This is a genomic window from Archaeoglobus sp. (assembly GCF_017656475.1).
Taxonomy (GTDB): domain Archaea; phylum Halobacteriota; class Archaeoglobi; order Archaeoglobales; family Archaeoglobaceae; genus Archaeoglobus.
In genome coordinates, this window is the sequence record NZ_JACDNT010000004.1 from 27,752 (window position 1) to 52,871 (window position 25,120).

The 25,120-nt window shown below is 43.9% G+C and carries 32 protein-coding genes and 1 tRNA gene; 16 read left to right on the forward strand and 17 right to left on the reverse strand.

The window, feature by feature from the left end; translation table 11 throughout:
- Positions 1–16: 16 nt before the first annotated feature.
- Both H0Z19_RS01850 and H0Z19_RS01855 read left to right on the forward strand, forming a co-directional pair.
- Positions 17–925, forward strand: a complete 909-nt coding sequence (locus tag H0Z19_RS01850; RefSeq protein WP_290723240.1) for a deoxyhypusine synthase — start codon at positions 17–19, stop codon at positions 923–925.
- Positions 926–964: 39 nt separating this feature from the next.
- Positions 965–1,516: a methyltransferase domain-containing protein gene (locus H0Z19_RS01855; RefSeq protein ID WP_290723241.1), complete on the forward strand. Its 552-nt coding sequence runs from the start codon at positions 965–967 to the stop codon at positions 1,514–1,516.
- A gap of 6 nt (positions 1,517–1,522) precedes the next feature.
- Here H0Z19_RS01855 and H0Z19_RS01860 read toward each other — a convergent pair whose 3' ends face one another.
- The 3 genes from H0Z19_RS01860 to H0Z19_RS01870 are packed head-to-tail and all read right to left on the reverse strand — an operon-like array spanning position 1,523 to position 3,569.
- Positions 1,523–1,708 carry a DUF5350 domain-containing protein gene (locus H0Z19_RS01860; protein ID WP_010879682.1) on the reverse strand — a complete coding sequence of 62 codons (186 nt, stop codon included), beginning with the start codon at positions 1,706–1,708 and terminating at the stop codon, positions 1,523–1,525.
- 22 nt (positions 1,709–1,730) lie between these two features.
- Complete coding sequence (gene ccsA, locus H0Z19_RS01865; RefSeq protein WP_290723249.1) at positions 1,731–3,239, reverse strand: cytochrome c biogenesis protein CcsA; 1,509 nt, start codon at positions 3,237–3,239, stop codon at positions 1,731–1,733.
- The gene (locus H0Z19_RS01870) at positions 3,240–3,569 is read right to left on the reverse strand and encodes a cytochrome c maturation protein CcmE (protein WP_290723250.1); all 330 of its coding nucleotides are present in this window, start codon (positions 3,567–3,569) and stop codon (positions 3,240–3,242) included. It lies immediately after the preceding gene.
- A gap of 76 nt (positions 3,570–3,645) precedes the next feature.
- Between H0Z19_RS01870 and H0Z19_RS01875 the strand changes: the two genes are divergently transcribed.
- Positions 3,646–3,728, forward strand: a tRNA-Leu gene (locus tag H0Z19_RS01875).
- Positions 3,729–3,816: 88 nt separating this feature from the next.
- A complete protein-coding gene (locus H0Z19_RS01880; RefSeq protein ID WP_290723251.1) occupies positions 3,817–4,062 on the forward strand; it encodes a twin-arginine translocase TatA/TatE family subunit in 246 nt (81 codons plus the stop codon).
- On the opposite strand, the gene H0Z19_RS01885 is transcribed toward H0Z19_RS01880, so the two are convergent.
- The 3 genes from H0Z19_RS01885 to H0Z19_RS01895 are packed head-to-tail and all read right to left on the reverse strand — an operon-like array spanning position 4,054 to position 5,993.
- Positions 4,054–4,635 carry a ZPR1 zinc finger domain-containing protein gene (locus H0Z19_RS01885; protein WP_290723253.1) on the reverse strand — a complete coding sequence of 194 codons (582 nt, stop codon included), beginning with the start codon at positions 4,633–4,635 and terminating at the stop codon, positions 4,054–4,056. The genes H0Z19_RS01880 and H0Z19_RS01885 overlap by 9 nt on opposite strands.
- Positions 4,632–5,000 carry a cell division protein SepF gene (sepF, locus tag H0Z19_RS01890; RefSeq protein ID WP_290723255.1) on the reverse strand — a complete coding sequence of 123 codons (369 nt, stop codon included), beginning with the start codon at positions 4,998–5,000 and terminating at the stop codon, positions 4,632–4,634. Before sepF ends, H0Z19_RS01885 begins: the two co-directional genes overlap by 4 nt.
- 57 nt (positions 5,001–5,057) lie before the next feature.
- A complete protein-coding gene (locus H0Z19_RS01895) occupies positions 5,058–5,993 on the reverse strand; it encodes an L-threonylcarbamoyladenylate synthase (RefSeq protein ID WP_290723258.1) in 936 nt (311 codons plus the stop codon).
- Positions 5,994–6,072: 79 nt separating this feature from the next.
- Here H0Z19_RS01895 and H0Z19_RS01900 point away from each other — a divergent pair, with 79 nt between their 5' ends.
- Positions 6,073–7,011, forward strand: coding sequence for a replication protein A (locus H0Z19_RS01900; RefSeq protein WP_290723260.1), 939 nt, complete (start codon positions 6,073–6,075; stop codon positions 7,009–7,011).
- Positions 7,011–7,703, forward strand: a complete 693-nt coding sequence (locus H0Z19_RS01905; protein WP_290723262.1) for a hypothetical protein — start codon at positions 7,011–7,013, stop codon at positions 7,701–7,703. Before H0Z19_RS01900 ends, H0Z19_RS01905 begins: the two co-directional genes overlap by 1 nt.
- Here H0Z19_RS01905 and H0Z19_RS01910 read toward each other — a convergent pair.
- From H0Z19_RS01910 to H0Z19_RS01920, 3 genes are read right to left on the reverse strand one after another with little or no spacing between them, the layout of a single operon-like run.
- Positions 7,700–8,620, reverse strand: coding sequence for a DUF1152 domain-containing protein (locus H0Z19_RS01910; RefSeq protein WP_290723264.1), 921 nt, complete (start codon positions 8,618–8,620; stop codon positions 7,700–7,702). The two genes, H0Z19_RS01905 and H0Z19_RS01910, sit on opposite strands and share 4 nt — an antisense overlap.
- A 1-nt stretch (position 8,621) precedes the next feature.
- Positions 8,622–8,915, reverse strand: a complete 294-nt coding sequence (gene eif1A, locus H0Z19_RS01915) for a translation initiation factor eIF-1A (protein WP_290723369.1) — start codon at positions 8,913–8,915, stop codon at positions 8,622–8,624.
- Positions 8,912–9,883, reverse strand: a complete 972-nt coding sequence (locus tag H0Z19_RS01920) for a tyrosine--tRNA ligase (RefSeq protein ID WP_290723266.1) — start codon at positions 9,881–9,883, stop codon at positions 8,912–8,914. The genes eif1A and H0Z19_RS01920 overlap by 4 nt, the downstream gene beginning before the upstream one ends.
- A 140-nt stretch (positions 9,884–10,023) precedes the next feature.
- Here H0Z19_RS01920 and H0Z19_RS01925 point away from each other — a divergent pair, with 140 nt between their 5' ends.
- From H0Z19_RS01925 to H0Z19_RS01935, 3 genes are read left to right on the forward strand one after another with little or no spacing between them, the layout of a single operon-like run.
- Complete coding sequence (locus tag H0Z19_RS01925; RefSeq protein ID WP_290723268.1) at positions 10,024–10,782, forward strand: RAD55 family ATPase; 759 nt, start codon at positions 10,024–10,026, stop codon at positions 10,780–10,782.
- Positions 10,779–11,108, forward strand: coding sequence for a hypothetical protein (locus tag H0Z19_RS01930; protein WP_290723269.1), 330 nt, complete (start codon positions 10,779–10,781; stop codon positions 11,106–11,108). Before H0Z19_RS01925 ends, H0Z19_RS01930 begins: the two co-directional genes overlap by 4 nt.
- Positions 11,101–12,318 carry a hypothetical protein gene (locus H0Z19_RS01935; RefSeq protein WP_290723270.1) on the forward strand — a complete coding sequence of 406 codons (1,218 nt, stop codon included), beginning with the start codon at positions 11,101–11,103 and terminating at the stop codon, positions 12,316–12,318. The genes H0Z19_RS01930 and H0Z19_RS01935 overlap by 8 nt, the downstream gene beginning before the upstream one ends.
- On the opposite strand, the gene H0Z19_RS01940 is transcribed toward H0Z19_RS01935, so the two are convergent.
- Complete coding sequence (locus H0Z19_RS01940; RefSeq protein ID WP_290723273.1) at positions 12,296–13,177, reverse strand: UbiA family prenyltransferase; 882 nt, start codon at positions 13,175–13,177, stop codon at positions 12,296–12,298. The genes H0Z19_RS01935 and H0Z19_RS01940 overlap by 23 nt on opposite strands.
- Positions 13,178–13,447: 270 nt before the next feature.
- Between H0Z19_RS01940 and H0Z19_RS01945 the strand changes: the two genes are divergently transcribed.
- On the forward strand, positions 13,448–15,322 hold the full coding sequence (locus tag H0Z19_RS01945) for a PAS domain S-box protein (protein WP_290723275.1): 1,875 nt from the start codon (positions 13,448–13,450) through the stop codon (positions 15,320–15,322).
- Here H0Z19_RS01945 and H0Z19_RS01950 read toward each other — a convergent pair.
- Genes H0Z19_RS01950 through rpl7ae form a run of 6 tightly spaced genes read right to left on the reverse strand, consistent with a single transcriptional unit; the run spans position 15,290 to position 18,578 of the window.
- Entirely contained in the window at positions 15,290–15,583 is a 294-nt protein-coding gene (locus tag H0Z19_RS01950; RefSeq protein ID WP_290723277.1) for a thioredoxin family protein, read from the reverse strand. The genes H0Z19_RS01945 and H0Z19_RS01950 overlap by 33 nt on opposite strands.
- Entirely contained in the window at positions 15,580–17,352 is a 1,773-nt protein-coding gene (infB, locus tag H0Z19_RS01955) for a translation initiation factor IF-2 (RefSeq protein ID WP_290723279.1), read from the reverse strand. The genes H0Z19_RS01950 and infB overlap by 4 nt, the downstream gene beginning before the upstream one ends.
- Positions 17,349–17,804 carry a nucleoside-diphosphate kinase gene (ndk, locus tag H0Z19_RS01960; protein ID WP_290723282.1) on the reverse strand — a complete coding sequence of 152 codons (456 nt, stop codon included), beginning with the start codon at positions 17,802–17,804 and terminating at the stop codon, positions 17,349–17,351. The genes infB and ndk overlap by 4 nt, the downstream gene beginning before the upstream one ends.
- Before the next feature lie 4 nt (positions 17,805–17,808).
- Positions 17,809–17,985 carry a 50S ribosomal protein L24e gene (locus H0Z19_RS01965; RefSeq protein ID WP_290723283.1) on the reverse strand — a complete coding sequence of 59 codons (177 nt, stop codon included), beginning with the start codon at positions 17,983–17,985 and terminating at the stop codon, positions 17,809–17,811.
- A 4-nt stretch (positions 17,986–17,989) separates the two neighbouring features.
- Positions 17,990–18,205 carry a 30S ribosomal protein S28e gene (locus tag H0Z19_RS01970; protein WP_010878268.1) on the reverse strand — a complete coding sequence of 72 codons (216 nt, stop codon included), beginning with the start codon at positions 18,203–18,205 and terminating at the stop codon, positions 17,990–17,992.
- A 13-nt stretch (positions 18,206–18,218) separates the two neighbouring features.
- A complete protein-coding gene (gene rpl7ae / locus H0Z19_RS01975; protein ID WP_290723287.1) occupies positions 18,219–18,578 on the reverse strand; it encodes a 50S ribosomal protein L7Ae in 360 nt (119 codons plus the stop codon).
- 136 nt (positions 18,579–18,714) lie between these two features.
- Here rpl7ae and H0Z19_RS01980 point away from each other — a divergent pair, with 136 nt between their 5' ends.
- The 6 genes from H0Z19_RS01980 to H0Z19_RS02005 are packed head-to-tail and all read left to right on the forward strand — an operon-like array spanning position 18,715 to position 24,581.
- Entirely contained in the window at positions 18,715–19,305 is a 591-nt protein-coding gene (locus H0Z19_RS01980; protein ID WP_290723288.1) for a hypothetical protein, read from the forward strand.
- Complete coding sequence (locus tag H0Z19_RS01985; RefSeq protein WP_290723289.1) at positions 19,296–19,787, forward strand: hypothetical protein; 492 nt, start codon at positions 19,296–19,298, stop codon at positions 19,785–19,787. Before H0Z19_RS01980 ends, H0Z19_RS01985 begins: the two co-directional genes overlap by 10 nt.
- On the forward strand, positions 19,775–20,098 hold the full coding sequence (locus H0Z19_RS01990; RefSeq protein WP_290723290.1) for a hypothetical protein: 324 nt from the start codon (positions 19,775–19,777) through the stop codon (positions 20,096–20,098). Before H0Z19_RS01985 ends, H0Z19_RS01990 begins: the two co-directional genes overlap by 13 nt.
- On the forward strand, positions 20,088–22,883 hold the full coding sequence (locus H0Z19_RS01995) for a VWA domain-containing protein (RefSeq protein WP_290723371.1): 2,796 nt from the start codon (positions 20,088–20,090) through the stop codon (positions 22,881–22,883). Before H0Z19_RS01990 ends, H0Z19_RS01995 begins: the two co-directional genes overlap by 11 nt.
- Entirely contained in the window at positions 22,864–23,652 is a 789-nt protein-coding gene (locus H0Z19_RS02000) for an archaellin/type IV pilin N-terminal domain-containing protein (protein WP_290723292.1), read from the forward strand. Before H0Z19_RS01995 ends, H0Z19_RS02000 begins: the two co-directional genes overlap by 20 nt.
- A complete protein-coding gene (locus H0Z19_RS02005; protein ID WP_290723293.1) occupies positions 23,649–24,581 on the forward strand; it encodes a hypothetical protein in 933 nt (310 codons plus the stop codon). Before H0Z19_RS02000 ends, H0Z19_RS02005 begins: the two co-directional genes overlap by 4 nt.
- Here H0Z19_RS02005 and tfe read toward each other — a convergent pair.
- Complete coding sequence (gene tfe, locus H0Z19_RS02010; RefSeq protein WP_290723295.1) at positions 24,576–25,094, reverse strand: transcription factor E; 519 nt, start codon at positions 25,092–25,094, stop codon at positions 24,576–24,578. The two genes, H0Z19_RS02005 and tfe, sit on opposite strands and share 6 nt — an antisense overlap.
- Positions 25,095–25,120: the final 26 nt, after the last annotated feature.

Consider the following 25,120-nt stretch of genomic DNA (forward strand, 5'->3'; position numbering starts at 1 on the left):
ACATCGATGCGGAATCATGAGAGTGACAAGCCCAGAAATCCACGAGGGAATTAAAGTTTCAGAGCTGGTAGAGATGCTTGGAAAAACCGCCTTCAACGCTCGAAGGATTGGAGAAGCTGCAAAAATCTGTGAGGAGATGGTAAAAAACGACTCATTCGTTTTTCTGACCCTCGCCGGAGCAATGATTCCAGCGGGAATGAGGAAAATAGTTGCCGGAATGATGCAGAACGGCTTTATAAGCAGTCTGGTGACCACAGGGGCCAACGTCGTTCACGAAATTGTTGAATCTCTTGGCATGGGGCACGAAATCGGTAGCTGCTACGTCGATGACAAGGCACTTGCCGAGGAGAACGTAAACAGGATATATGATGTGTTTGTATCACAGGAAGCCTTTGAAAAAGTTGAAGAGTTTCTTTCAGGTGTTATTTCGGAGCTTGAAGGTGTTTACGCAAGCTACGAGTTTTTGTGGGAGGTTGGAAAGAGGATGAATGATGAAAGCTCTTTTCTTAGAATAGCCGCTGAAAAAGAGATTCCGGTATTCTGTCCAACCCTTCACGACTCGATAGCAGGCCTTCACGTTATGATTTACCGCAAAAACCTCCAGATTGACTTTTTCAGAGATGTAAGCAGGATAATAGACCTATGCTTCCAGAAAAGGAAGATGGGAGTGATTGTTGTCGGGGGAGGCGTGCCGAAGAATTTCACCCTTCAGGCGATGCTCCTAGCTGAGGGATTTGACTATGCGGTGCAGATCACAACCGACTCCCCGCAGTGGGGAGGGCTGAGCGGAGCTACATTGGAAGAGGCAAAGAGCTGGTGCAAGCTGAAACCAGATGCCAAGGCCGTGACGATTTACTGCGACGCCACTATAGCTTTTCCACTGCTGTATGCCTATCTCCTCGACAGTTTGAAGGAAAATCAATAGCGGGAAAAGGTTCAATAAATATCCGAAATTAAGCAGATTATGAAACACAACAAACACAAGTTTAACCCAAAGAATGCCCACATTCTCGATTCTGAGTGGAGAAGGAAGATTTTCCCACCTGAGAAGGTAATTGATTTCATCGAAAGTCTCAGACCCAAAAAGAATGTGGTCTTCGATATTGGAGCTGGGAGCGGTTATCTGACAATCCCCCTCGCCAGGATTTTCAAGAAAGTCTATGCAGTGGAGATAAATGAGGAGATGGCAAGGATTCTGAGGAAAAGAGTTGAAGAGGAGGGGTTGCTGAATGTGGGGATAATACTCTCGGACTCCCCGCCCGATGTAGACTTCAAAATTGACGTTGTGTTGTTTTCCAACGTGCTTCACGAGATGGAAAGTCCTGAGGAGTATCTGGAATGGGCATCAAGGGCGGATTACGTTGTGGTTGCAGAATGGAAAAAGGAAGAGATGGAGTTCGGCCCACCAGTGGAAGAGAGGTTGAACCTTGAGGAGGTTGAGAAGCTAAGCAAACTAAAACTTGTAAAAAGCGAAGAGCTAAGATTCCACTATCTGGCAGCTTTCAAAAAGGGTTAATTGTCATTAGCTTCTAACTCCAAGAATCGACTTCTGCGACCTTCTTATTCGCCTTCTCTTCTTGCCGTCTGATGTATATTTCTGGTTCGGCCCAGGCTTCTTGTAGTCCTGCCATTTAGTAGGTACGAGTCTATACTCGTTGCTGTTCCTTTTCTTGATTTTCACCCACGTTACGCTTCCCGTCTTCCCCATGCCTCTCCCTAAACCTCCCAATTTAAAAACTTTTACCTGAGAATCTGAACAAAACACCCAAAACCATAAACGCCGAGCCAATCCAGACGGCGTTTATGAGGGGAACACGGTAGTATTCGAGTGTTATGGTGCCGTTTTCCAGATCCAGGTCTTTTATTGAGTAGTAGTTGTCCCAAAAAAGTTCTGGAATTATGTCAACCGACGAAACTCTCTGATTGCCAGCAACCTTGTATGCATATACTTCTGGTGATATTAGTCCATCAGGAGTTTGGATAAATGCTGTTAGTATATACTTTTCTGCATCCTCACTAATCCTTAAATCGAGTAGGGAGAAGTCTCCTGTCGAGTTTTGGGTTATTTTTATGGTTTTAACATCCTCAAAGAGCCACACAGAAGTCGCTCCTATGAAAAGCAGAATAACGCCCAGATGAAGCAATGTCGTGGGCATGGATATCTTCCGTATCTTTAACGCAACGAGAAATGCTATCAAAGCGAAAACGGGCAAAAAGGTGATCAGGTAATACTCCCTCTCAACTGTAACGGAAACGCCAGCTACCGTGCCGAGAAAAACCACGACTGCTGCTGATAAAAAGATGACGGGCAGGTTCTGGTTGCAAAGACTCGAAAGAGACAACTGTCTTACTTTTGAGATCAAGGGTGTTAGCGAAACCAAAATCGGAATGACGTAGCTGTAATCGCTCGCTTCTCCACCAAAACTGTGTACTGAGCTTATAATACCGCTTCTAGTGACAAGGGTTGCAAAAAGGACGAGTGAAAAGGTTAGATAGGCAAAGTATTCTCTTCCTCTGGTGAGGTGGAAGTATGCGGTTAGAGTAAGCCAGGGTAGGAGCGATGCATTTTCAACCGGATCCCAACCCCAGAAACCACCCCATTCAAGAGTTCTGTATGCCCACCAGCCGCCGATTACTATGCCGAGAGTTAAGAAAAACCAGGCAAGCCTTGCGACTGTTTTTTCACCGTAAGATTTTGCAAGTGTTACAGAAAAGAGCAGGGCAGAGAGAGAGTAGGCAAGGAAAACAACTGGAGGGTGAAAGACCATCTCGGTAGTTCTCAGCAGTGGGTTCAGCCCTGCTCCGTTGGGAGGTGCGTAAGGCAGAGCTACAAAAGGATTGGAGAACAGCAGAATGTTGGCAGTAAGGTATGATGTAAAGAGAGTCATTATTGCAGCCACTTTTGCTTTCTTTTCATCTTTCTTTCCCCAGTTTATGTAGAAAGATGTTACCAGCAGATTGAATACAACCCAAAGAAGAAGACTACCCTCTTTTCCAGCCCATGCTGCGCTTATCTTGTAAAGGAGTGGCATTTCAGCATTTGAGTTTGCATAAACGTACCATATCGAAAATGTGTCGGTGACGAAGTAATTTATGAGCAGTAGCAGACCAGCAAATGCGGATGAAGTTGAAACATAGAGGAAAATTTCTCCCAACTCTTCTTTTTTCGCAACAAAAAGCGCAAACGCTGAAAAAGAACTCGCCAAAGAAACTGTCAGGAGCGGTAATCCCGGCTCCAACTAACCACCCTTGTATTCTGTATGGCACTTTTGAAGCACTTCTGTAGCCTGCAAAACTTTTCCGTCCCAGTTACCAATGACCACAACCTCTGCATCGTACTGCTGAATAGAGCCATTGTAAGCAACGGTGATGGTGCTCTTACCGTCTGATAGCTGAAAAGTGTTGCCATTAACTGAAACAATTTTTCCAACAACCTGAACGTTTTCAGCACTGCCTTTGCCAACCAATTCAGAAGGTGTTAGATAAGGGGACAGGTTGTGATAGAGAACAATAACCGCTAATGCTGTGAAGGTGATGAGCGCTATGATGCTGAACTTTTTTTCTACCATGTGTGGGAGTGGTAATCTTGAATTAAAAAACATTCGGCCATAAAGCACATAAACAGCAATGCTCAAATTTTCCCAAGCGGGGGTTGCCGAGCGGTCAAAGGCGCTGGATTTAGGGTCCAGTGGCGAAGGCCTTCGAGGGTTCGAATCCCTCCCCCCGCATGATTTAGAACTGGCTGGTAAGAGCGCTGTTTCCTAAATTTTCTAAAGCTGAGCAAAGTTATTAATAGTTCCTTAGCAACTGACTTTAATGCTTGGATGGGGTGAGATAGCCATCATAATAATAGGAGCGATAATACTCCTTGGCCCGGAAAAGCTCACGGATTTCGCCAGAGAGCTCGGAAAGCTATATGGGGAGTACAAGAAGGCTATGAGGATGATTGAGCTTGAGTACATTTACGGAGTAAAACAAATCAGCGACGAAGAGCTGGAAGAAAACCTGAGAGAAAAGCAACAACAACTTATCGACGAGATAAAAAAGTTAAACTCAGACTAAATCTTCAAGCTCCTCCTCGCTCATTCCCGTTATGTCTATAATCGTCATTCCTGTTTTTAGTTTCTGAGCCTCCTCTCGTGACATTATCTCCTTAAAGGCATCATCCGATACGATAAGACTGTTACCGAGTGGATCTTCGAGAATTAGCGTAAGTTCTTCATCTCCGTCAATCGTGTTCCTAATCCTCTCAAGAATCCACTCGCATCTCTTCACTTTCTCCTCATCTTCTGAGTTCCACCTCATTGCTGTCCTAACAACACTTTCCACTCTGTCAAGCACGCCTTCAAGATTGGTGATGAAAGCTTGACTTGCAGGTCCTGGTTCAACAGCCACACCAATCTCAGGAATGCGTATTGTTCCAGATGTCGATCTGATGACCTTCGTGAAAAGGTTTTCTTTGTTAATTTTTATGATGTATCTGACTGGCTCTTTCTCTCCAACAACAACAGAATCTGCATGCTTGAAACCACACTCGCAGCTAATTGAAGTCAGGAGAATGTTGCCAAAAAACGGTACGTCATATGTTGATACTATAACCTTCAGCTCCTTTCCACAGCTTGGGCAGGGTATCATCTTGAGGTGCTCCTGATTTTGTTCCTATCCACCTTTATTCCAGTGGGTGTGATTATAACATAATCCTCGCCCAACCCAACGATGTCTCCCTTTACATCCTCTGCAAGCTGCCTTAAATCCTTCAGAACCCTGTCGAGAGTGAGCTTATCGTGCTTTATGAAGGCTATGTCCGCAACAACGATGTTCCCGTCGTATATTTCCCTCTTTATTTCGGGAATTTCATTCAGCCCCGTTACCTCAGCCACCCTGATGTAAGCTCCAGCAGCCTCACTAATCTCAGCCTCATACTCGCTGAGGTCCAGTTCCTCATACTCATCTATGTTCAATTTCTCAGATTTGCCGAGAATCTTGTCTATAATCCCCATGGTTTCACCGAAGCTATTTTTGATTTTAAAGTATTTAAAGATTTTTTGCCACCAACACTATACTCTAAAAACCCTCTCTCCAGCAAGTCTACGAAGCCTGTCCATAATGCCCTCCTGCTCAAGAATGCCTTCGATGACAATCAAATCAGGCCTCTTTGATTCCGCCTCCCTCACCGCATTGAAAAGATTTGCCGAATACTCCTCAGGTGTTTTCCCAATCACTATTGTTTCATCCGTAATCTTCGCTCTCGCAATTAATTCTACTTTCTTTCCATGCTTTTCCATTTCATCCACGAATTCCTTTATTTTTTCCCTCGCCTTCTTGCCAGCAAAAACATATACCGGACAGAAAAGAGTGTAAGTACCTCTATACGGCTCAACCACGACTTCCACATGCTTCCTTATGCTCTCAACATCTACCACCCCAACTCTCAACACCCTCGCCGGTTTAACCGTCAAATCAACAATCGTTGACTCAATTCCAACTCTGCACTCTCCCTTAATAACGGCATCTATTCTCTCTCCAAGCTCCTCAACGACATGCTCCCACTTCAACAAGCTCGGTCTACCGGAGATGTTTGCTGAAGGAACTACAATTGGTCCTCCCAGCTCTTTCATCAAACTAAGCGGAACTTCATGAGCGGGCATTCTGACAGCTATCTTACCTTCAGGGGAAAGAATTTGAGGTAGAATACCCTTACTTTTCAAAATAAGTGTGAGCGGGCCGGGAAAATACGCATCCATAAGCTTCATCGCCCTATCATCCACTTCAGCAATCTTGTTCACGATTTCTTTACTCCAGACGCCAACTATGAAAGGCTTGTCTGGATCTCTTCCCTTAACCTCGTAGAGTCTTTTCAAAGCTTTTTCATTGGTTGCATCACATCCCATGCCGTAAACAGTCTCAGTCGGGAAAGCGACAATACCACCTCTCCTAAGAATCTCTACAGCCTTCAGGATTCCCTCCTTAGTTGGCTCAAGGACTTCTACCATTGAAAAAAGGCTGTTTTGCAGGCTATCAAATTTTCGGAAAACCTTTTATCCACCCGATTAATGGTTAAATGGTGATTGAATGGAGAGAGTTGAAAAGCTGGCAGAGCAGATTTTTGAAGATTACAAAGATTATGGGGTTGACAGAAAAGAAATCGTTGAAAAGCTCAGGAAGCTTTTGATAGAGTTCAGAGTTCCGGAAAATGAGGCGCTGAGGACGATCAGAAATTACATCATAAGGGAGTACGGAGCACCTGCTACAATAAGACGTGAGAAAATTACCAAGATTGAGGAGATAAAGGAGCCAAATAAGTGGGTTACTGTTAAGGCCAAAGCCATACAGCTATGGGAAAGCAGCAGCCCCTCAATAGCCCAGGTGGGGCTGATTGGAGATGAGACAGGCTACATCAGATTCCTTGTATGGACTAAAGCCAAGAAGCCGCCTGTTGAGGAGGGAAAGAGCTACATTTTCCGGAACGTTGTTGTTGATGACTTTGGTGGCGTTCTCAGACTTAACGTTACGAAAATAAGCGAAATTGAAGAGATTGATGAGGACATAAAGGTAAAACCACCGGAAGACGTGAGCGAAGAGGTGGAGGTTGTTGGTGCTCTTGTCGCCATCCAGCAGAACAGCGGGCTTATACAGCGCTGTGGTGTTGAGGGTTGTAACAGAGTAATAAAGATGGGAAAGTGTCCTGAGCACGGAAAAACCAAGCCAAATGACGACTTAAGGATTAAGGGTGTACTTGATGACGGCTACAGAACTTACGAGGTGATTATAAACGAGGAGGGTGTCAAGGCTCTCACAGACATAGACCTCGAGAAGGCGAAGAAAATAGCGGAGGAAACCTTGGACAGAAATGCAGTTCTGATTGAGCTCAAAAAGATGCTTCTCGGCAAGTATCTGAGAGTAGTGGGAACAGCAACGCCAAGATACCTCATAGCGAGACACGTTGAGCTCTTCAGACCTGACATCAGGAAAGAGATTGAGAAGGTTAGAACCCTTTTGGAGGAGGTATAATGACGACGGTTTTTCTGAAGAGAGAAGTTGCGAGGAGAGTTTTTGCCAAAGAGTTAGTGAGTTCAACATACACAATACGGGATGAGTCGGAGAAAAGCCCCCTTTACGTCCTAACACCTCTTGGACTGAAATGCAACAGAGTTTTCATCATAGGTGTCCTGACGGAAAAAGAGGAGAGGGGTGAGGACGGAAACATATACAGAATTCGCGTGATTGACCAGACCGGCTCTTTCATCGGCTACGTCGGGAAGTATCAGCCAGAAGCTTACGAGGCGCTTGAAGATATTGACACCTTAACCCTTGTCGCTCTCACCGCCAAGGTTAGAGTTTTTGAGGGCGAGACAGGAAAGTTCGTTACTCTCCGTCCGGAAACCATAAGTATTGCCGACCCTGAATCGAGGGACTACTGGGTGATGGAGACAGCAGTTCAGACGTTAGAAAGGATTAGAGAGATGGAAAAGGGCGAGAGTGAGACGGCCAAGCTTGCAATGGAGGTTTATAACACAAACCTCGAAGAGTACAAGAGAGTTGTGAAGGAGGCTGTTGAAAGGGTGATGGAGGACTACGGTGAGTTTGACGTTGAAGAGGAAATGCTGGAAGAAGAGGAAGATGAAGAACTTGAACTTGATGAGGATGAAGATTTAAGTTTCGAGGAAGAGGAGATCGATCTCACCGAGCTGCTTAAAGACTAAAGATCTCCTGAAACAGCCCTCTCAAAGTCATACTCCGTCAGAATGCCTTCGACGTGCAGGAGAGAGTTCGCTTCCTCAAAATTTCTTGCTTTCTCTACTATTTTAGCGGCCTGATTAATCTCATACACACTCTCCGCTTTAAAATAAAATATCAGCGTTGAGAGCGGTGTAACGAGAGCACTTCTCCCCTTTCTGAGCTTCTTCAGCCCCATCTCGCCCTCGAATGCCATCAGCGGAATCATACTTGCCTCGGTTGTCACATCTCTGATAACTTTTTTCATCTCCCCGTAATCCTTTCTGCTAAGGGAAGAGCAACCAAGAAAACCGCCATTTTTCAGTATGTAAGATATATTGAGCAGCAGCTCCTCAATCCTTAGCTCTCCATCGCTCCCGAATCCCGTCACTGCAACAATTCCACCAACTCTTTTGAGTGCAGCAACACAGATGGCGTCAGCAAGCGGACTCCTCACTCCAGATTCAAATCCTACGGAGATGGCATCTCCCCCTGCATCAACTCCGACAATGAGTGAAATTCCCTCCCTCTCGGCGAAATCTCGAATTCCATCAGCAAGAGCACTGACATTTTTTGTCAGGTCTAGGGCAACGACTCTGCCGAGATGCTTTGCTGCTCTTGCAGCATTTGGCGTTATGCCGTCAGTTGTTCTTGTGTTCTCATCTGCGATTCCAACTGTCTCGTTAATCCTCTGGATGTTAACAAGCTCGTCAAGAGGTCTCGGGCCGGGTTTTGGGTCTATGATAATTCTGTCCCACACGACACTCCCGTGAACAGTTTCGTATCCGAAATGGGAAAGGAAGTTTGCAACAGGAATAGTGCTTACGATGTCTCCTCCTCCACCGATTCCGAATGCCAGAGCCTTCTTCGGCTCCAAAGATTTTAGAATTTCAATGATCTCCATTTCAGAACTTCAAATAGCCCTTTCTTTCCAGCCATTCAACCTGGGGGTTGGTGTATCTCCATATAATGTCTGCTCTGTCCTTCTGAAACGACCAGGGAACAACGATGACGATGTCTCCCTCCCTGATCCAGATTTTCTTTCTCATTTTCCCCGGAATCCTTGCAAGCCTCTCTATCCCGTCTTCACATCTCACCTTGATGTGGCCCGCACCGAGCATGGAGGTTACCACTCCAAAAAGCTCTCCCTTCTTCCTGTCCGGTAACCTCACCCTAATTACATCATCTTCATTGCTCAGAGAGACACCCCTAACCTTTTTCTTGCATCTTCGAGAAGCATGTTTAAATATTTTGCCACTGCAATCTTAAGATCCAAGGGGTGAAGCGAACCGGATTTGAAGTCCTCGGCGAGCTTTTCGAAGGACGTGTACTCAACATCCCCTCCGAACTTCGCATCCCTTTCCACAACAAGCTTGCCAAATCTCGGAAGAATGTGGTATTTCGCTATGTCAATTACGGGGTTGTCTTCTACAACTCCCGCCGGACAGTATGCCTTCCTGATTTTCCTCTCTACCTCCTCCGGTGGGTCTCTCACTGAGATGTAATTCCCTTTTGAGCTGCTCATCTTCTGCCCGTCAAGGCCAACAAGAATTGGTGTGTGGAGACAGACAGGGGAGTTGTAGCCAAGCCTCGGAAGGTTTTCCCTCGCGAGCATGTGTATTTTTCTCTGATCTATCCCCCCAACGGCAAGGTCAACACCGAGATGAGCGATGTCAAGTGCCTGCATGAGCGGGTATATCATCTGCGAGACCATTGGGTCTTCCTTTCTTCTGCTCACTTCATCCATACTCCTCCTCGCCCTGTTGAGCGTCGTTATTCTCGCCATCTTCAGCACATCCAAGATGTAGTCTCTGCTAAGCTGGTATTCACTTCCAAGAACGAACTTTGCCTTGCTTTCATCTAAACCGAGGGCGATAAAGACCTTCTTGTTGTAGCTCGCTATCTCGGCTACCTCCTCAAAGCTGCCCTTCTCGTTAAGGTAAGCGTGAATGTCGGCAAGGAGAACAATAACCTCGAATCCCGCCTCCTGGAGGTCCATGAGCTTCTGAACAGTCATCATGTGGCCGAGATGTATCTCGCCGCTTGGCTCGTAACCCACATACGCCTTTGGCTTCTCTTTGGTTTCCAAAAGCTGTTTGAGTTCCTCCTCAGTCACAACTTCTTCCGCGTTTCTTGTAATAAGCTTGAGCCTCTCCGTGATGTCCATAATGGGCAAAAACTCAGGCTGTTTTTAAATTTGTTTAAAGTGGCAAAGAAAGAAGTTTTAACTTTGCTAATTGCTACTAAGAAAAAAGATTGCTAAAACTCGAAAATATATTTATACCTCCTTAAACCTAACTAGAATTAATGCTGGAAAGGATAAAGTCAGGCATCATCGGACTCGATGAAATTCTTGGAGGTGGGTTCATCAAGAACACAGTCAATGCGGTCGTAGGTGGCATAGGGTGTGGAAAGACCATTTTCTGCATGAACTACATTCTCGAAGGGCTTGAAAACGGTGAAAAGTGCATGTACGCTTCTCCCGACCTTGAGGTCAATGAATTTTTAAGACTTGCTAAATCACTGCAGTGGGACTTTTCCAAATACGCTGAAAATGGACAGCTAAATATAATAAAGGTAATGGCACAAGATATCGCTTCGTTAATCAAGATGGTTTTTGAATACGACAGAGTAGTTATTGACGCCCTATCCCCTCTTGTCGTCGATGTCGAATCTGAGGAGAGAAAGGAGATAAGCTGGTTTCTTAAAAATCTCAAATCTAAGGGGACAGCTCTGATTACCGTGGAAGAACCTCTTAGACTAAATGCTGACCTCATACTCCTCTTAGCTGACTCTGTTATAAATCTGAGATATACTGGCTACGGAGGTTCCTTCAGCAGGACGCTAAGGGTTCTCAAACACAGAATGTCCTGGCATGCTGACGGAGTTTACCCCTTCTACATAATCGAGGGTGCGGGAATAGTCATTGATGAAAGGAGGGGCGATGGGTTCGAAGTGGAGGGGCTTAACCTGCCTGAAAGGGCAATGGAAAAAATCAGAGAGTTGTGTAGAAAAGGCGTCCTTACTGTAGAAGATTTTGAAAAAATAAAGCGGAGAATATTATGAGAGCAGAGTTGCTCAAAATCATTGAAGCCTTTAGAGCGGACGACTCAGTTCTTTTCGCGGTAGTCTACAGTGTAGACGGTACGGTTCTTGCCAGTTATATAAAGAGCAGAGAATGGATCCCAACTCTTGAATGGGCAGAAAAGCAGGTAGAGGTGGTGGCAAGGCAGGTGCTGGAAGAGAACCTGAACAGCGTTGAGTTCAGATTTGGGAGGGAGGGAATTCTAATAAAGCCAATCTCAAGGTCGATGCTCCTCGTGGTGGGCATTTCCGATGCTGCCTCGCTTTACAAGGTGAGAATAGATACCGAATCACTGCGATATGATTGAGTTCGCATACAGCCTGAAAAATGATGCCAGAAGGGCGTTTGATGAAATAAAGTCAAAAGCCGAAAATCTTGATTTTAAGCCAAATCTCGCAATAGTTTACTTAACTGAGAGTCTCCAGAAGGACGCAAAGGTGTTTAAATTCAATTTTAACACACTCTGCATCCCGGTTGAGGGATTTATAACTCCAGAGGGAGTTTGGACTCGTGGATGTTTATGCATGTTCGCTGACATCGAATACAGCTTGAATGTTTTCAAAGGGAATGTAAACGAGGTTGTGGAGCAGTTGAGAAATGCAGAGAAAGGGAAGTTTAATTTGCTGGTTTATCCGCTTTTTTACGTTGAGAGTCGGTACGCGTTTTTAGGGAAATACCTGAGACTTAAAATTACATCTGATTTAGAAAAAGCCTCTAAAATTTATGAGAATTTGATATATCCCATGAACACAATGTTGAGACCGTTTAGAGATGAATCGAAAGAAGCCGTTTCATTAAATTTATTCCCCATTAAGTTTGGTATTGGTAAGCCTCAAATATATGTAAACGGAGAAAGGGTTGGTAGGGGTGTGGTCCATCTTTCTTTTGATCGTGAATTTGTGGTAGATTACACTGATTTTCTACCTGAGAGGCAAAAGGACATTGAACAGACAAAGGAAATTTTGAAGAAGGAGTTCCAATTCGTCGAGGAAGTTAAAGTGAAAAAAAGTAGACTGGCGATAGGTAATATAGGAGAACTTAGTATCAGAGAATACTTAAGGAAACACAGAATTAAAATGAGAGAGGACTTGGAGAAAGATATTGAGGAAGAGGAATTTTTAGGTGCTACACCATACGGTCTGCTGTTCTTTAGCAGAGAAACAGGTGGTGTGGCAGGATTGGGGTTGATGGACTACGATTTGAAGTTTTATCCCTCATTGTTTGACCTTACACTTTTTGAAAACAGAGCTATATTTTTTGGCGAGAAACTTAGTGGAGGTATATCCAAAATAGCATCTGAGTTAAACAAGAAAAGATTCGATTTCATCTTGTTTGATCAGTATATAATGTTAATGTTCGAGGAGAAAATTGTTGACCTATTTAAAAAACGAAAGAAATATGGAATAATTACTTCTTGTCCATCATATACAGGGAATATTGAAAGAAAAATTATGACTGAAATTGAAAATAAAATAGCAGTGAATACTTTTCTTTCTACAGTATTGATAAATTTCTGAAACAAGATAACACTGCAATGGAGAGAATAGAAAGTAAATGCAGTTTTGTATATATTTTTAATTCAGATATAATATTTTTATCTATTTTCCAATGATGTTTACAGAACCCAGTGATACAGTACAATAAAGGAATTAGCATTATAAATAAAAAAACTAAGTTTGACGGGAAAGTTAGTAATGGGGAAATCGCAGCCAAGATTATTGCAACCACGAAGGAAAAAACTGAGAATTTCAGAAGTGTTCCTGGCGGAAATACAACTGCCAGAGTTCGATAACCCGCTTCAATATCTGCCGATATGTCTTTGATATCCTTTAGAAAGAAGCCTGAGAGGTATATTGCTGACAATACAAGGGCGAAGCTAATCCCTATCATTGAGACTTTTGAGAAAAATGTCCAGAAAAGAAGAAAGAAAGACATTGTAGTTATCAGGTAGGTCAGAATTTCTGTTCTGTAATCTTCCTTCAATCTGCGTAAAATTCTACCGATAAAAATTTTATCGGAATAAATCCAAGTGAGCAAAGCAGAGATTAAGAAGGTTAGTAATGCTATTTCTTTATCCTTTGATCCCCAAAAAACAAGAAGGCTGGATACAACGTAACAGGAAATTACAAAAGCGGTAGCTTCCGTTCTTTTGTAAATTAAAAATTCTGCTTCCGCTCTTCCAGCTCTGAAGTCGTCCTCTGCATCATTAACATGATTCCACAAATTTATAGCTGTAAAGAAGAACAGAGCAAACAAGTATGACGCGACAAACGATATTAAATCTCCACTTAAACAAAAACCAAGAAAAGAAACAAGAGGTAAAGGGTACGCTATTGTTGCAGGTTTACTACCAATTTTAAAGAGCTTTAAAATCATTTAAGCCATGAAAATTCTTATCTCCTTGAAAACCTTTTCCGCCTCCTTTCTCTCATCCTTCCTCTCCATTTTTATCACCTCAATTAATGACTGTTCTATGTGATATATAACTTTTACTGTTGTATAAGTTAAATTGTAATAACAATTACCATTACAACTGTAACAATAATGGTTATCAACATGTTGCAAAGGAAAAACAGGAAAGCTCCTGCATAAACCCAACACCCATTCATGACAAAGCTTAAATTTAAGTAAACGACAAAAAATGATGTGGAAAAATTGGCAATTGAAGCTCTTGAAATGCTCTCTGATGACTTTGAGAATGCACTCCAGAGACTCTGCAATTTCTTAGTAAAGTTTCTTGGGATAAGGTATTCGGAAATAGAGGTAGATGGGGTTAAAGCTAAAGCGGGAAAGCCGGATGGTAGAGTGACCGAAATAAGAACTGATAAAGCCACCATAAGGTTTTGTGGTGACGAAGAAGAGATAAAACGCCTTATTCCCACTTTAAACAAAGCGATTGGTAGAATTCTATTTTTACAGGAGGTCAAAGCTTTTCTCGATCAAACACCTGACATCATACTATCGCTCGACGATGAAGGAACTATAGTAGATCAGAACGAGACCGCACGTAAGGTTTTTGGAGATGTTGTGGGTAGAAAGTTCTTCGAAATTTGCAAGGGTGATACTTGCTCAGCTGGTGAAAAATTCTACAGCATGATTGCGATTAAAGGTTTCAGGAGAAACATCGTCGTGGGGAGGGACATAACCGAAAGAGTTAGGCTTGAAAAGGAGCTTGAAGATAGGGAAAGGAGGTTCAAGGCCCTTGCAGAACTCTCCCCTGCCGGAATTATCGTACACCACCAGGGTGAGATACTGTTTGTTAACGATGCTCTTTGCAAAATGCATGGTTACACCAAGGAAGAAATCATGAAAAAGAAGGTGTGGGACCTGATTCATCCAGATTACCGTGAGCTGGCAAGAGTCATGATGCAAAAAAGGCTTGAAGGGGAGAGGCCTGTCTATGAGTTGAAAACATTAAGGAAAGATGGGAGCGAAAGATGGGTGCTTGTTGCTGGAGGTGCCATAGACTGGAGTGGCAAGAAGTCTGTCATGGCCTTTGCCTTGGACATCACCGAGAAGAAGATGATGGAACAGAAGCTGAAAGAGAGGGAAGAGCTTTTCAGAAACATATTCAACTCATCCTCAGCGGGACACTACATACTAGTAAATGGGAGGTTTAAGCTTGTTAACCCAACATTTGAGCGGATTACTGGCTACTCCGCAGATGAGCTTTATGGCAGGAGAAGTCTTGAGATTGTTGCGGGAGAGGACAGGGAAAAGGTGAGAAAAAGGGCTATTGAGATGCTGAAGGGCAAAACTACAGAGCCCTACGTTTACAGGATACTCAGGAAAGACGGTAAGGTGCGTTGGGTTTACGAGAGCATCACATCCATAACCTATGAAGGTGAAAGGGCAGTTCTCGGCAGTGTTGTTGACATCACGGAGCTTGAAGAGGAGAGGAGAAGGCTTGAGGAGCTTACGTCAATGCTTGAGCTTATAAACAAAACGCTCAGACACGATGTCCTGAATGCCCTGACTTCTGCCACAGCCTTTCTGGAAATCGGTATTGAGGATAACAGTCAGGAATACCTGAACAAGGCCTTAGAATCCGTCAATAAAGCAGTGCACGTCGTTCGCAACATGAGAGCTTTTGAGGATGCGGTAAAATCCGGAGAGCTTAAGTGCATGGATGTCAGAGAAGTCGTTACAGAGGTCGCTGAATCCTTCGACGGAGTTTCGATTTATGGAGAGGGGAGAGCCCTCGCCGACGAGGGCTTGAGGTCTGTAATAGAGAACATAGTGAACAACGCGTTTATTCACAGCGGCACTGACAGAGTGGAGATAAGGATATCGGAAAGCGCGGAATGGTGCGAGATAAGGATTGCAGACTTCGGAATCGGCATCCCTGACGAGATTAAAGAAAGGATTTTTGAAGAGGGATTCAAGTGCGGAAAAACTGGTCAGACGGGTTTGGGACTGTTCATTGCCAAGAAAATAGTTGAGAGGTACGGAGGAGAGATTTGGGTTGAAGATAACAAACCAAAAGGGTCAGTTTTTGTAATCAGATTTAGGAGATGCTGAAATTTGCTCAAGTATGGCTTCACGGGCTGTTTTGTAATCGGCATAGCCCATAAACCCACCGACAACTTCATCACCTTTGGTAATAACCACGGTTGGAACCATCATCACCTCATATTTCTTTGCCAGCTCCCTGTTTTCATCAACATTGACGACATCGAATTTAACGAGACCGTCAAGCTCCTTCCTCAACTTCTCAACCGTTCTCTCAAAAACCCTGCAGTAAGGGCAGTAATTGCTTGTAAAAACAATTGCCCTCATCATTTGCCCCAGAAGGGGTTTTCCTTCCTCTTTATCTCCAGAAACTCAAGGAAAGCTTTTCTTGTTTCTTCATCGAGCGAGTCTATCAAATCTCTCTCAATAACTTTTGCATGCCTCTCTGGAACATCAACGTACAGCACCTCATCCCCTTCAAGCTGCCTGCCAATGGTTACATCCTCAATCGCAATGGCAATCTCGTCTCCTGCTGAGGCAATGGCAACGTTCTTTCCCTCCTTCTGCATGGTTCTTACCGCCCCAACCTTTGTGCCGTCAGGCTTTATTAAGTCCACACCTCTTCTCAACTCTCCAGCCAGAACTCTCACACCTACGATGGCTGGCTTGCTCCTCCTGAATATGAACTCCTTTAGAAGCTTGATTTTACCCGGCTTGATTAGAGCTTCAACCTTCTGCCTCTCTCTTGCCAGCCTTTCTTCTTCCCTCCACTTGACGAAATCCTCAATTAGAGTGTAGATAATTTCGTGGGAGAAAATTCTAACTCCGTACTTCTTTGCCTCCTCCTCAACACCCGGAAGAAGTTTCACGTTGAAGGCGAGAACAACCCTGTTAAGCTCATCCCTGTTTGCAGAAGCATCAACCACATCCCTTTTGTCAACGTCCCCAACTTCAGCCTTCTTTATGGTTATGTTCTCCTGCCTCAGCTCATTTATCAAAGCCTCAAGGGAACCGAGAGTGTCGGTTTTCAGCACCACACCTTCTTCATCCGTTCTTATCGCAATCTCTTCATATTCCTTTCTGACTCTCTCTTCAAACCTCTTGATGTCCTCTTCGCTCTCCACAACCTCGAATTCGCTGCCTGCAAGCACGTTTTCGAGATTGGGAGCGACTATCTTTATACCAGCAGCTGCAGTAACGCTTTTCACGTTTTGAAACTTGCTCTCCACTCTCATCTCCCTTACAGGTGGTGGCTTGAGTATCGCTTTGACGTTTGTTACGATCACCTCATCCTTTCCGGCGATTGCTATCCTGTCTCCAACTTTGAGCGTCCCATCGTAAAGGATGGCATCGCAGGTTACTCCAAGCCCGCGCTCCTCCTTGACTTCTAAAACAGTCCCTCTCCCCCTGCCCTCGATGTGAAGCCTGAGGTTTTTCTCCAGATACCTTTGAGCAAGTCCTACGAGTATTAGTAGGAGTTCAGGGATTCCTTCACCTTTAAGGGCGGAAATCGGCACCACTGCAACTGTCCTCGTGAAGTCTGTTATCCTGTCAAAGCGCTCTGCCGAGAATCCACGCTGGTAAAGCTCTGCAATCAGGTTGTAAAGTCTGTTTTCGAGGTTCTGTCTTGCAAAATCCTCCTGCATGGCGTAGCTTTTCATGAAGGGCATGTCCTCGTGACTCTGCCAGCCAGGAATCCTATCTATCTTGTTTGCAGCAACAACGAAGGGCGTTTTGAATGTTCTAAGAATTGAGAGGGCCTCTTCAGTTTGAGGCTTGAAACCCTCGTTAATATCTACGATTAGGATTGCAAGGTCGGCTAAAGCTCCACCTCTCCTTCTGAGATTCGTGAAGGCCTTATGACCGGGAGTATCAATAAAAAGAAGGCCTGGAATCTTAACATCAACCTTCCATATGTCCTTGCAAATCTGTTTGATTACATCCAATGGAACCTCCGTAGCTCCAATATGCTGCGTTATCCCTCCTGCCTCCTTTGCCACAACCCTCGACTTTCTGATTCTGTCGAGTAAGGTCGTTTTACCGTGGTCGACATGGCCTAATACGGCGACGATTGGTGTTCTCAGGGCCTTCTTTGTCATCTCTCTTCGTAAATCCAGGGTTCGTCAGCCTTTTCCCAGCTTACGATCTCATCATTGCTGAAGAACAGCGAAATTTCCCTCTCAGCAGACTGGGGAGAATCTGAAGCGTGAACTACGTTTCTGCCTACATCTAATCCAAAGTCTCCTCTGATTGTCCCCGGAGCCGCTTCAACAGGGTTTGTTGCTCCAACTAATGTCCTGACGACCTTGATTGCATTCTTGCCTTCAACAACCATTGCAACCACAGGACCGCTGGTTATGTATTCAACGAGAGCGGAGAAAAAGGGCTTCTCCTTATGCTCTGCATAGTGGTTCTCTGCCATTTCTTTTGGAATCCAGAGCATCTTCATTGCCACAATCTTGAGCCCCTTTCTTTCCAGCCTGCTGACAACCTCGCCAACGAGACCTCTCTGTACCCCGTCAGGTTTTACCATAACGAAGGTCCTTTCCATGGGATCACCTTGAGTAGTGCTTGGTCCACTTCAGCTTTCTTGCCTTCCTCTTGAGCTTGAGCATGTTCTTCTCGCACTTTCCAGAGCAGAAGTAAAAGACTCTACCGTCTCTCCTCACGTACATCTTGCCCGTCCCTGGCTCGATGTCGTAACCGCAGAACGAACAAACTCTCTTCTCCATCCCTTCACCTCACAGCAAGCTTCCTTGCCTCTCTCGCCGTCTCTTTTATCATGATGATGTCTCCAACTTTGACTGGACCAAAGACGTTCCTTGTTATGACTCTGCCCTTGTTTTCTCCAGCAAGCACCCTTACTTTGACCTGTGTAACCTCTCCGTGCATCCCTGTCCTGCCCACAAGCTCAACAACCTCGGCGGGCTGAATATCCTCCTCGTCAGCCATAATATCACCCTAATTATTTCTGAATGCCTTTTATCTTCTCCACAAGGTTTCCAAGCTCTTTTCTAAGGTCTCCTTCGTTGATTATCGCTGCAGATGCACACGGCACTTCAATGCCCACTGCCCTTCCAAGGTCATTTTTGCTTTTAACGTAAATATACGGCACATTCTTCTCCTCACACAGGAGGGGCAGATGAGCGACGATTTCGGGCGGGTCAACATCTTCAGCAATGTAAACGAGCTTTGCCAACCCCCTCTCTACCGCCTTCGTAGTCTCGTTGGTACCTTTCTTTACTTTCCCACTCTCCCTTACTTTTTCAAGGAGACTCAAAGCCTCATTCTGCATGTCTTCAGGAACCTCAAATCTCACGTACATGTCATCACCTCCTTCACCAGGTCATCATTCATCGGCTCTTTCGTTAATCACTCCGCAGTTTTAAAAGTTTTGGTGACATTGGTGTAATGATGGTTATCACAAGTTTTAAATGGATTAAAACGTAATTTATCATAACATGAGTAAATATGGCCGAAAATCTACCGAGGGTAAGCTAAGCCTCGACATGCTTATTGGGCTTTCCATGTTCTTAGTTACGTTCATCTTTGTTGCTCAGTTTCTTCCCGGAGTTTTTGCTGATGTAAGGTATGAAATTTCCCTTGGAAGTCAAGCCTACCGTATTGCCACACTGCTTGTGGAGGATAGCGGCTACCCGGCAGATTGGGATAGCAAAGTCTATCCAAGCAATTGTGACAGTTACGAATTTAGAATCGGCTTGGCAAATTTCGATTACACAAAGGGTACAGAGGAGAACCATCTCAATACATCTAAAATTCTAAAAGTGGATGAATTGATGGGTTACCCGATTTGCAGGGAGAAGATCGAGGATTATCTGGGTTTGAATGTCGGAAATCAAAGCTATCACTTCAATTTTAGCTTAAAGCAGCTAAATGGATCCGTTTTGGTTTCCGGAGGCGGAGAAGTTCCGGAAATGGGTCAGGTGATGAAATTTGAAAGACTTGTTTATGTGGACAACTGTACAGCAATTCCATGTGATACAGTAGCGGGAAGGTGCGTTTGCAGGTTAGAGGTGGTAGTATGGACTTAAAGGGTCAGACTTTCACTCTTGAAGGTGTCGCAGCATCTCTTCTCATCCTTCTCGCCGTTTACACTATGTTTCAAAGCACAGTGGTAATCGCACCTTCTTGGAGTGATTTTGCTAACGTTCAGCTTAAACAGATTGGATACGACATATTGAAAATTTTAGACAACCCAAATGGGGGTAATTCCTCATTAGCAGGCATGATTGAAAACTGCTCATCAGGATACAAAGCACCAGAGGAGTTCAACACAAATTTAAGCAAAATACTTGAAAACTTAAATACCTTTGGTAGAGTCGACCTTATTTGGACTAATGGGAGCAAAATTGAGCAGATAACCCTCAACGGCTTTAACAGAACACCTACGCCTGATGCCGTGAGGGTTAGCAGGTTTGTTGTTGTTCCAAATCTCCACAACTCGGAGTGTTTCGGTTTAACCACACCAGAAACAAAGGTGGTGGAGGTGAGGTTAACCCTATGGAGAACCTGAAAGGAGACGAAAGGGGCCAGATGATTCTTCTATTTGCATTCGTAGTCGTAATTGTCATTCTTACTTTATCATATGTTTATGCACAGAATATTATCGCAGGTGTTGAAAGCTCAAGAGCGATGCTCGCCTTTCCTAAGGAGGAGATTAGGAATCTGCAATTTATACAGCAGAATTATAAGGATAACCTAAGCGAGGTTAACCTTCAAATCCAAACCTTGTGTGCGAAGAACGGCTGGGTTTGTTATATTGGTTTGAATAAGATAGAATTTAAGAGTGTGGAGGTGGATTATTGTGAAGGAGATGAGTGTTGACAAAAAAGGAGTCTCACTCCTTTTGGAATACCTCTTCCTTGCTGCAATTTTAAGCGTATTCGTTGTTGTACTTGGGTTATCCATTCATGACGTTCTTACCGAAGCTCAGGTTCTGAGAGTTGCTGAAAACCAGTTTGCCGATGTTGCTTCACAGATATCTGCCTACTACACCGACTATATTCTCCTCAGACCGCCCTCGGGTTACATTAAAACAAAGATATCTCTCCTTCCGGAAGTAGGAGATTATGAATACAAGGTTAGATTTGAAGAGAGAGGTGACAGAATTTTTATCTCACTAGAAAGCGTTACTGGTGATATCAAAGCTCAGAGTGGGCTGGGGTTGGATAAATTCGTCCTACCAGAAGGCGGGAAGCTTGAGATAAAAACGTCAGGAGAGGTCTTAAGTGCCGAGGCCGAAGGTGAAGAGAAGCCAGAAATTACATATACTAGGGAAGAAGCCTGCCCCTTTGAATTAAAACCGAGGCTGGACTTTATACCATCAAGTGTTGAAAAGGGTGGTGAGACTCAGCTTGTGGTTTTCTTTGAAAATTCAAATGAAATCACAGAACCGGTATCATGGAATGTGACCTTTTGGAATGGCACTGTTATTGAAGGGAGTGGAAAGTCTGAAATTATTGAGTTAAACATAAGTGACATTACCGGATGCCAAAATATTGGTGGATACGACTATGAGTGCAGGGCTGAGATTTTTGCGTGGATAGAGGAAAAAGAGACCTGTAATGCCAGCTCTGCTGAGTCCCTTCTCGTTTCTGAAAAACCGATACAGTCAAATCCATACATCACCTACAATAAGTGGGTTGAGCCAAAAACGGTCTCACCTGGCGAGACCTTCGAAGTTCACTTAAAGCTTGAGGGAAGGGGTTTTGTCAATCAGGCAATAAATCTCTCAGCCGTGCACGTGGTTGATGTGTCAGGGAGCATGGACTGGGACGCAATTTACAAGGAATTTAACCAAACTATTGTTCCCAATGTTGTTAGAAGGGTTGTGAATACAACAGATTTCTCTACAAACCCCGGAAATCTGGAGATTTATGCTTACACTACTGATAAGCTGTCGGATTGGTATTATGATTTGAGCTGTTTTAGCTCCTGTGATAGCTGCTCACCCCCACCATGGAACGGAAAGGGAATAGATAGCTCTTTCGTCAAACTCTACGTTAACGGCGCTGAGGTAGGGACAGATTACACTGATGGAGAAAAGGTTGGAAAGCAGTATGTCAATACAAACGCTAAGGGAAGCTACACCATAGAAGTTACTGCAAGAGCACCTGAGCAGATTAATCTAACCATACTCGTGAAGTTTAATGGCAGTATCATTCTAAATGAAAATATAAGCTATTCAAACTACCAGGAGTTCAGCTTCGAACTTCCCGCAGATGTTGACTTCAGTTATCTAAAAATTTCGAATTTTCAGGGAAGTATGCCTTACTGGTATATTGATAGAAATTGTTGGTGGAGTTGGTTGTCAGGTTGGACTTGTGACTACGATTGCACCTACAAGGACAATCACAACGATCCAAATGTACTTCTGAATGTCTGGGTGGTTGAACCATCAGGCAACAAAGAGTTTGCCCGTGATATTGATAGAGATTACTCGTATGACATAAAATACAGATATGAGAACAACAACCCTCCAGAAGGTACTTTCAAAATCATTGTAGTTCCGACATCCAAGGAGTCAGAAACTTTCAAAGCGACGGTTTATTTAAAGAGAATAGAGGCGGCCCAGCTTGCTGCAATTCAGTTCAACAACATGCTCGGCGATGGTGACTTTGTAGGTTTGACCAAGTTCTCAGACGACGCCAGCAGAGTGGAGGTGAACTCTTCCCCTCTAAAATACATGACGAAAGACAAGGATCACGTAAATGACCTTATCAGATCCCTTGCACCAAACGGAGCTACGGACCATGCAGACGCGCTTTACTATGGAGTAAAAGTATTCCCAATCTGGAATGAGCCTGGAAACAACTGCACAGATTGCATTAACAATACCCGCCCGCTGATGATTCTGCTTACTGACGGAGAAACGACCGAGTGTGACGTAAAGAACTACTTTGGATGTGATTTGTGTGATGGTAGCTGTGATGGCAGTGATTGGTGCCAGAGTGGAGCCAATCAGGCTCTATGCGTTGCGAACTACATCAAGAATAACCTTGAAATCAATGGATTTGAAATTCCAATCTGCACGATAGGTTTTGGTACCTCCCTAACGAGTAATGGTCAGGAATTGCTCAAAGATATAGCCTCCCCCCGCCCAGACAACAATGAGCCATGTTACTTCTTCGCCACAACAAGCGAGGAACTCTTGGAAGCGTATAAGACGATATTCAACATCTTTCAGATTGCTGCTAAGAACATATCCATTAACGAGTCGCTCAATGTAACCCTCTCAGGCCCCTTTGAGTTCGTAAGTGCAACTGCCACATCCAGTAAGGGCAACCCCGTTGACCTTCAGGTTGACAAACTTCCTTCTTCGACCGTGATAAAGCTCAATATGGCATCTATACAGAAAGATGAGACAATTGAGCTGACTGTGAGGTTGAAGGTAAAAGAGGATGCGCAGGAGGGAACATACGACATCAACAACGAAGGTTTTGACATCTCCTATATAGACTTCACTCCACTCAACTACCTCGGTCAGGAGACAACAACATGTCCAGCAGGCTCAACTTGGACGAACGGAAAGTGCAGAATGGAGATTGTGTCTGATAAGGATAAGCTGGTTGTTACAACAGGTGAGGGTGGTGAGATTACACTTGGATAGCAAGGCTGTTTCAGAAGTAGTGGGGGCTTTACTGACTGTCGTGATAATAGTCACAGCAGCCGGGCTAATATACACCATTTCTCATCCTTTTATATCGAGCAGTATTGACAATGTGAACTACAGAAATGCTATAAAAAACATGGCTGAAATTAAGGAGATTATCCAACGAATGAAGTATGGTAGTGAACTATCTACTTTTAAAACAATACAACTGAATGGAGGCAGTATTTCCAATTCGAAATACTTTACACTAAGAGTTTTTACTTCAACCCTTCCACCGGGGCTTCAAGGAAATCCCCATCCCAATGTAAACGCATTTATTCATGCTTCTCATGATATGGAGATAGAATGGAAAGTCCACACACTTAGCATCGAAACCACTGGAAGAGAATTGGTTTTTGAATCAGGAATATTCCTTAAAGAATACGGAACCGTCAACCCTTTCTCCGTCTCAGAACCTGATTTAATTGTAACAAACGACACACTCTATCTCTCTATTTACGATTTTCACGGAAACTTCTCCGCTGGAGGTTCTAAGATTACTGTTAATTTCAAGCATGATTTTACAACCATTTTCAGCAACATAACGTCAATCGAAATAGAATCTGATTTCTGCCAGATATGGAAAAAATCCATAGAGGAAGCTTTAAACGCATTAAGCAATCCTCCTGTAGATCTTGTAGATAACGATTGCAGCGACAAATTAATTAGAATTGAAAAGACCAACGGCAATTTAAACCTGATTGTAACGAGAGTTGATGTGTCATGAGGGAAAACGGAGTTTCCGAAGTTTTGGGCTACATGTATATTTTTGGAATCGTTATGGCAGTGCTTGCCATCGTTTTCGTTCAGGTTAACACCATGGTTGAGGATATGAAAAGAAGTGTGATGTCCCAGAGCCTCGAACAGAGCTTTAAAAGAATTCAGTACATTATTCATTCAGTTTCATTTGGTGAAGTACCATCTCAGGCAGTTGAGATCGAAATGCAGGGAGGTACGCTATGGGTTGATAGAACTAACCCGGAGTTTATTTTGGCGTTTGTTAACTACACCGAGGCCAACCCTAATGATTTGGAATGTGGAGATATCCCCAACTCAATTGCTGGGTGCATAAACCTCTCAACTGGAGATATTTATATTTCACCGAGTTGTCCGGCTTCAAATTACAATTTTTCCGCATGCCTGCTAAACAAAACAGTCGGAAAACTGGTTTTTAGCTACAAAGACTGGTTGCTCACTATTGAAGCAGGAAGTATTTTTTCCAAGTACTCCTCACAGGACTATTCTAAGCTCCTCTACGAGCCGAGAATTCTATACAACACCACACTGACTCAGGGAACTACATTCCTCGTTATGAACATTCCAGTTGTTGAAGGTAATTTGTCTCTTGCAGGCACGGGCAGATTCAGGTTTTTTGTTAACGAGGGGGGCAGCATTTTCAGTCGCATTTATGTTCCTGGAGTAAGATATAACTTCAGCGATGTATACCTTATAATCAGAGATACCCAGAATGGTTATGCCTGGTGCAAATTCTTTGAAAATAGTGAGGGTTACTTCAACGTTACACTTGACTCCTCGAAAACTCAACATTCAAGCTGCTACTACTCTGAGAATCCTACAGTTACAGTAGAAAACGAAATCTTTTCTCAAAGAATGTCGGAAATAATTGTAATTTTCAGGGAAGTTGTTTTTTCATAAACTCTTCAAAATCTCCTCTATCTTCCTAACCTCCTCCTCAATTTTCTCAACAGCTTTGCTGCAATCTAGGTAGTCAAGCATCGCCCCGCAGCGTGGGCATTCAAAGTTGAACTCCATCGCGTCGTTGTAGGACACCTTTATACACATGTTGGGGCAGATGTAGTAAATCGTGCTTGTCTCGGCTTCAATTTTCTCTCTCAGCTTCTTCGCCGTTTTTTCAAGCTCCCGTTTTAACACCTCCACCGCTTTATTGTAGTTTATCCGCCAGTAGTATTCCATCCACCCCGTCTCGTCATCTCTCCTCCTGACGTAATCCGCCAGTCCTATTTCGTAGAGTGCAAAAAGAGCCTTTCTAATTTCGTTGATCTCTATCCCCAGCTCGAGGGAAAGCTGATCATCTGTGAATTCACCCTCGATGCCAAGCGAAAAGAGAATCAAACCGACCTCACCGGCAACCCTTCCGACAAGCTCGTTCAGCAGTTCCTCTACACCAGTTGTGGTCTCAGCTTTCACAAATGTATTTAATGGTCACAAACCTT

Excerpts from the sequence above, each read along its gene's own strand:
- H0Z19_RS01850 (WP_290723240.1), top strand. The coding sequence starts at position 17 with ATGAGAGTGACAAGCCCAGAAATCCACGAGGGAATTAAAGTTTCAGAG.
- H0Z19_RS01855 (WP_290723241.1), top strand. The coding sequence starts at position 965 with ATGAAACACAACAAACACAAGTTTAACCCAAAGAATGCCCACATTCTC.
- H0Z19_RS01860 (WP_010879682.1), bottom strand. The coding sequence starts at position 1,708 with ATGGGGAAGACGGGAAGCGTAACGTGGGTGAAAATCAAGAAAAGGAAC.
- H0Z19_RS01870 (WP_290723250.1), bottom strand. The coding sequence starts at position 3,569 with ATGGTAGAAAAAAAGTTCAGCATCATAGCGCTCATCACCTTCACAGCA.
- H0Z19_RS01880 (WP_290723251.1), top strand. The coding sequence starts at position 3,817 with ATGCTTGGATGGGGTGAGATAGCCATCATAATAATAGGAGCGATAATA.
- H0Z19_RS01885 (WP_290723253.1), bottom strand. The coding sequence starts at position 4,635 with ATGATACCCTGCCCAAGCTGTGGAAAGGAGCTGAAGGTTATAGTATCA.
- sepF (WP_290723255.1), bottom strand. The coding sequence starts at position 5,000 with ATGGGGATTATAGACAAGATTCTCGGCAAATCTGAGAAATTGAACATA.
- H0Z19_RS01895 (WP_290723258.1), bottom strand. The coding sequence starts at position 5,993 with ATGGTAGAAGTCCTTGAGCCAACTAAGGAGGGAATCCTGAAGGCTGTA.
- H0Z19_RS01900 (WP_290723260.1), top strand. The coding sequence starts at position 6,073 with ATGGAGAGAGTTGAAAAGCTGGCAGAGCAGATTTTTGAAGATTACAAA.
- H0Z19_RS01905 (WP_290723262.1), top strand. The coding sequence starts at position 7,011 with ATGACGACGGTTTTTCTGAAGAGAGAAGTTGCGAGGAGAGTTTTTGCC.
- H0Z19_RS01910 (WP_290723264.1), bottom strand. The coding sequence starts at position 8,620 with ATGGAGATCATTGAAATTCTAAAATCTTTGGAGCCGAAGAAGGCTCTG.
- H0Z19_RS01920 (WP_290723266.1), bottom strand. The coding sequence starts at position 9,883 with ATGGACATCACGGAGAGGCTCAAGCTTATTACAAGAAACGCGGAAGAA.
- H0Z19_RS01925 (WP_290723268.1), top strand. The coding sequence starts at position 10,024 with ATGCTGGAAAGGATAAAGTCAGGCATCATCGGACTCGATGAAATTCTT.
- H0Z19_RS01930 (WP_290723269.1), top strand. The coding sequence starts at position 10,779 with ATGAGAGCAGAGTTGCTCAAAATCATTGAAGCCTTTAGAGCGGACGAC.
- H0Z19_RS01935 (WP_290723270.1), top strand. The coding sequence starts at position 11,101 with ATGATTGAGTTCGCATACAGCCTGAAAAATGATGCCAGAAGGGCGTTT.
- H0Z19_RS01940 (WP_290723273.1), bottom strand. The coding sequence starts at position 13,177 with ATGATTTTAAAGCTCTTTAAAATTGGTAGTAAACCTGCAACAATAGCG.
- H0Z19_RS01950 (WP_290723277.1), bottom strand. The coding sequence starts at position 15,583 with ATGATGAGGGCAATTGTTTTTACAAGCAATTACTGCCCTTACTGCAGG.
- infB (WP_290723279.1), bottom strand. The coding sequence starts at position 17,352 with ATGACAAAGAAGGCCCTGAGAACACCAATCGTCGCCGTATTAGGCCAT.
- ndk (WP_290723282.1), bottom strand. The coding sequence starts at position 17,804 with ATGGAAAGGACCTTCGTTATGGTAAAACCTGACGGGGTACAGAGAGGT.
- H0Z19_RS01965 (WP_290723283.1), bottom strand. The coding sequence starts at position 17,985 with ATGGAGAAGAGAGTTTGTTCGTTCTGCGGTTACGACATCGAGCCAGGG.
- H0Z19_RS01970 (WP_010878268.1), bottom strand. The coding sequence starts at position 18,205 with ATGGCTGACGAGGAGGATATTCAGCCCGCCGAGGTTGTTGAGCTTGTG.
- rpl7ae (WP_290723287.1), bottom strand. The coding sequence starts at position 18,578 with ATGTACGTGAGATTTGAGGTTCCTGAAGACATGCAGAATGAGGCTTTG.
- H0Z19_RS01980 (WP_290723288.1), top strand. The coding sequence starts at position 18,715 with ATGAGTAAATATGGCCGAAAATCTACCGAGGGTAAGCTAAGCCTCGAC.
- H0Z19_RS01985 (WP_290723289.1), top strand. The coding sequence starts at position 19,296 with ATGGACTTAAAGGGTCAGACTTTCACTCTTGAAGGTGTCGCAGCATCT.
- H0Z19_RS01990 (WP_290723290.1), top strand. The coding sequence starts at position 19,775 with ATGGAGAACCTGAAAGGAGACGAAAGGGGCCAGATGATTCTTCTATTT.
- H0Z19_RS01995 (WP_290723371.1), top strand. The coding sequence starts at position 20,088 with ATGAGTGTTGACAAAAAAGGAGTCTCACTCCTTTTGGAATACCTCTTC.
- H0Z19_RS02005 (WP_290723293.1), top strand. The coding sequence starts at position 23,649 with ATGAGGGAAAACGGAGTTTCCGAAGTTTTGGGCTACATGTATATTTTT.